2 protein-coding genes and 1 riboswitch are annotated in these 4,760 nt (G+C 73.3%); of the genes, one reads left to right on the top strand and one right to left on the bottom strand.

What is annotated here, in order from left to right; all coding sequences use genetic code 11:
• Nucleotides 1-46: 46 nt before the first annotated feature.
• Entirely contained in the window at nucleotides 47-2,947 is a 2,901-nt protein-coding gene (gene gcvP / locus ACFU6K_RS31565) for an aminomethyl-transferring glycine dehydrogenase (RefSeq protein WP_380668831.1), read from the bottom strand.
• 244 nt (nucleotides 2,948-3,191) lie between these two features.
• Nucleotides 3,192-3,295, bottom strand: a riboswitch (glycine riboswitch).
• A 151-nt stretch (nucleotides 3,296-3,446) separates the two neighbouring features.
• Here gcvP and ACFU6K_RS31560 point away from each other — a divergent pair.
• A complete protein-coding gene (locus tag ACFU6K_RS31560; RefSeq protein ID WP_380668829.1) occupies nucleotides 3,447-4,721 on the top strand; it encodes a PRC and DUF2382 domain-containing protein in 1,275 nt (424 codons plus the stop codon).
• The last annotated feature ends 39 nt before the right edge of the window (nucleotides 4,722-4,760 follow it).

Below are 4,760 nucleotides of genomic sequence, written 5' to 3'. Positions count from 1 at the left end.
CGCCGGGGCCCTGCCGTCCGACCCGGACCCCGCGGGTCCGGTCGGGTCAGACGCCGTACTCGTCCAGCGGCGGGCAGGAGCAGACCAGGTTGCGGTCGCCGTACGCGCCGTCGATCCGGCTCACCGGCGGCCAGTACTTGTCCGCCGGGTTCACGCCCGCCGGGAAGACCGCCTCCTGCCGCGAGTAGCCGTGCGCCCAGTCGCCGGCCAGCGTGGCGGCGGTGTGCGGGGCGTTGCGCAGCGGGTTGTCGTCGGCCGCCCACTCGCCCGAGCCGACCTTGTCAACCTCGGCCCGGATGGTGATCATCGCGTCGCAGAACCGGTCGATCTCGTGCAGGTCCTCGGACTCGGTCGGCTCGATCATCAGCGTGCCGGCCACCGGGAAGGACATCGTCGGCGCGTGGAAGCCGTAGTCGATCAGGCGCTTGGCGATGTCGTCCACCGTCACGCCCGTCTCCTTGGTCAGCGGGCGCAGGTCGATGATGCACTCGTGCGCGACCAGCCCGCCCGGGCCGGTGTAGAGCACCGGGAAGTGCGGGGCCAGGCGCTTGGCGATGTAGTTGGCGTTCAGCACCGCGACCTGGGTCGCGCGCTTGAGGCCCTCGCCGCCCATCAGCCGGACGTACGCCCAGGAGATCGGCAGGATGGCCGCCGAGCCCCACGGCGCGGCCGAGATCGGGCCCACGCCGGTGGCCGGGCCGGCCTCCGGCTGCAGCGGGTGGTTCGGCAGGTACGGCGCCAGGTGGGCGCGCACCGCGACCGGGCCGACGCCCGGGCCGCCACCGCCGTGCGGGATGCAGAAGGTCTTGTGCAGGTTCAGGTGCGAGACGTCCGCGCCGAACTTGCCCGGCTTGGCCAGGCCGACCAGGGCGTTCAGGTTGGCGCCGTCCACGTACACCTGGCCGCCGGCCTCGTGCACCAGGGCGCAGATGTCGGTGATCTGGGTCTCGTACACGCCGTGGGTGGACGGGTAGGTGACCATCAGCACGGCGAGGTTGTCGCGGTGCTGCTCGATCTTGGCCTTCAGGTCCTCGACGTCCACGTCGCCGTCGACCAGGGTCTTCACCACGACCACGCGCATGCCCGCCATCACCGCGGAGGCCGCGTTGGTGCCGTGCGCCGAGGACGGGATCAGGCAGACGTCGCGCTGGGTGTCGCCGTTGGCGTGGTGGTAGGCGCGCACGGCCAGCAGACCGGCCAGCTCGCCCTGCGAGCCCGCGTTCGGCTGGATCGACACGGCGTCGTAGCCGGTCACCTCGACCAGCTGCTGCTCCAGCTGGCGGATCAGGGTCAGGAAGCCCTGGGCCTGGTCGATCGGCGCGAAGGGGTGCAGCTGGCCGAACTCCGGCCAGGTCACCGCCTCCATCTCGGTGGTCGCGTTGAGCTTCATGGTGCAGGAGCCCAGCGGGATCATGCCGCGGTCCAGCGCGTAGTCCCGGTCCGACAGGCGGCGCAGGTAGCGCAGCATGGCGGTCTCCGAGCGGTGGCTGTGGAAGACCGGGTGGGTCAGGTACTCGTCCTCGCGCAGCAGCGCGGCGGGCAGCGCCTCGGCGGCCTCGGCGACCTCGACGGCGGGGACGCCGAACGCGGCCCAGACGCCGGCCAGGTGCTCGCGGGTGGTGGTCTCGTCGGTGGAGACGGAGATCCGGTCCGCGCCGTCCTGGTGGACGTTGATGCCGTTGGCGCGGGCGGCGGCGGCGATCTCGGCGGCGCGGCCCGGGACGACGGCGGTGACGGTGTCGAAGAACTCGCCGTGCAGCAGCTCGACGCCGCCGGCCCGCAGGCCCTCGGCGAGGGCGGCGGCGTAGCGGTGGGTGCGGCGGGCGATGTCGGCCAGGCCGTCCGGGCCGTGGTAGACGGCGTACATCGAGGCCATCACGGCGAGCAGCACCTGGGCGGTGCAGATGTTGCTGGTGGCCTTCTCGCGGCGGATGTGCTGCTCGCGGGTCTGCAGCGCCAGGCGGTAGGCGCGGTTGCCGTCCGCGTCCACGGAGACGCCGACCAGACGGCCGGGCAGCGAGCGGGCGTACTCGGCGCGCACCGACAGGTAGCCGGCGTGCGGGCCGCCGAAGCCCATCGGCACGCCGAAGCGCTGCGAGGTGCCGCAGGCGATGTCGGCGCCCAGCGAGCCCGGGGACTTGAGCAGGGTCAGCGCCAGCAGGTCGGCGGCGACGGCGACGATCGCGCCCAGGCCGTGCGCCTGCTCGATCACCGCGGTGAGGTCGCGGACCACACCGGTGGCGCCCGGGTACTGGAGCAGCACGCCGAAGACGCCGCGCTCGACGATCTCGGCCGGGATGCCCTCGGACAGGTCCGCGACGACGACCTCGACACCGGTCGGCACGGCGCGGGTGTTGATCACCGCGACGGTCTGCGGCAGGGTCTCGGCGTCGACCAGGAAGACGCCGCCCTTGACCTTGGTGACGCGGCGGGCCAGCGCCATCGCCTCGGCGGCCGCGGTGCCCTCGTCCAGCAGCGAGGAGCCGGAGGTCGGCAGGCCGGTCAGGTCGGAGACCAGGGTCTGGAAGTTGAGCAGCGCCTCCAGGCGGCCCTGCGAGATCTCCGGCTGGTACGGGGTGTAGGCGGTGTACCAGGCCGGGTTCTCCATGACGTTGCGCAGGATCACCGGCGGGGTGAAGGTGCCGTAGTAGCCCAGGCCGATCATCGGCTGGAGCACCTGGTTGCGGCCGGCCAGCTCGCGCAGCTCGGCGAGGACCTGGGCCTCGGTCCGGCCCGCGGGCAGGCCCAGGGCGGTGATGGAGCGGATCGCCTCGGGCACCGCGGTGGCGGAGAGCTCGTCCAGCGAGCCGTAGCCGACGGACGCCAGCATCTTCTCCTGCGCGGCGGCGTCGGGGCCGATGTGGCGGTTCTCGAAGGGGCTGGCCAGCTCAAGCTCGGTGAGGGTCGAGGCGCCGGTGGGGCGTCCCGCGTTCGGCTGGGCGTTCATGGTGGTCGAGGCCTCCTGGTCACGGACCGGCGGGGGTACGCACGCCGGCCGGCCTCGCCGCTGCGGACAGCGGACAGCGGACGAACCTGGGCGGGCGGACCCGACAGGCCTCCCCCTCTGTCATCGGGACCTGAGAGCTTCACCCGCACGGGGCGCTGTGGGCGCTCCGCCGGCTTGCACCGTCGGTGAGGGTGGTGATCGTCGGCTTCCGCGCCGACGCTCCTGCCCTGCTTTCCAGAGTGACCTACCCCACACGGTACGGATGCCTGAGAGATTCCGGGGAGGAGTTGCTCCTTCGGCGCTCCGACCAGCGGCTTTCGCAGTCGGAGACTCTCCCGAGCGGGCTCTGCGGTCGACGCCCAGGGTACCAGCGGGAGGCCTCCCGATCACGGGTGCGTCAGGTCGTTCGGGGTCTACGCGCGTCCCCCGGACGGTCCAGCGCGCAGCCCGTCCGGCGCACCCCGCTCGCGTCCGTCCGATTCATGGCTTTTGGTGTGAAGTGGCGGACGGAACGGGTGCTCCGGCCGCCTTCCTGCGGGAGTTCCGCAAGCTCAGCGCACGGGAGGAAAGAGTGCAGACCGACATCGACCCCCGGGACCTCATCGGTCACAAGGCCGTCGACCGCAACGGAGACAAGATCGGCACGGTCGACGAGGTCTACCTGGACGACGCCACCGGCCGGCCCGAGTGGGCCGCGGTCCGGACCGGCATCTTCGGCCGGGACGCCTTCGTCCCGCTGACCACGAGCGAGTTCGCCGGCGACGAGCTCCGGGTGCCGTACGACAAGTCGCTGGTGAAGGAGTCGCCGGACTTCGGCGTCGGCCAGCACCTGTCCCCCGCCCAGGAGCTCCAGCTGTACCGCTACTACGGGCTCGACACCCCGATGGACGGCCGCCCGAGCCACGAGAACGGGAGCCGGCCCAAGCAGGCCGACCTCGACTTCGGCACCACGGCGGCGGCCGCCGCCACGACGACCGCGGCGGCCCCGGCCAAGTCGCTCACCTTCCACACCCCCGAGCGCTCCCCCGAGCCCGCGCCCGAACCCGCCCCGGTCAGAGCCCCCGTCGCCGCCCCGCCCACCGCCGCTCTCACCGACAGCACCAGAACCGCCCCGGAGGCCGACATGCGGATGCTCAGCACCCCCGAGGCCGCCACCGCCACCCCGGCGGCCGCGCCCACCACTGCCACCACTGCCACCTCCGCCGCACCCGCCGTGGAGCCGAAGCCGCAGTCGCAGCCCGCCCCCGCGCCGTCGCCCGCCCCGGCGGCGACCGTCGGCGCCGCGCACACCGACGGCGCCTCGTCCGCCCCCAGCGGCCCGGTCGAGATCACCTGCCGCGAGGAGCGGCTGGAGGTCACCACCGAGTGGCACACCCTCGGCACCGCGAAACTGCGCAAGTACGTGACGACCGAACAGGTCGAGCGCCGCGTCCCGGTGGTCCACGAGCGCGTCCGGGTCGAGCGGATGCCGGTGAGCGACGCCGAGCGCGCCACGCTCACCGGGAAGGAGATCGCCGAGGCCGTCGAGGAGGTCACCCTCCGCGAGGAGCGCGCGGTGGTCCGCAAGTACCTCGCGCCCGTCGAGCGGGTCCGCCTGGTCGTCGAGCGCTACACGACGGAGGAGGTGGTCCGGGAGGAACTCCGCCGCGAGCACGTCGAGGTCCACGACACCACCGCCACCCAGAACACCTCCCCGACCGGCACGACCCCGCCCGCCGCCTCGCCCCCCGCCACCGACTCACCCCGCCCGGCCGCACTGCGCCCGCTCGTCTGACACCACCCGCGAAGAGGGGCCCCGGACACCGTCCGGGGC

This window comes from Kitasatospora sp. NPDC057512 (assembly GCF_042802135.1).
GTDB lineage: Bacteria > Actinomycetota > Actinomycetes > Streptomycetales > Streptomycetaceae > Kitasatospora.
This window is presented reverse-complemented; position numbering and strand designations above follow the sequence as displayed.

Excerpts from the sequence above, each read along its gene's own strand:
- gcvP (WP_380668831.1), bottom strand. The coding sequence starts at position 2,947 with ATGAACGCCCAGCCGAACGCGGGACGCCCCACCGGCGCCTCGACCCTC.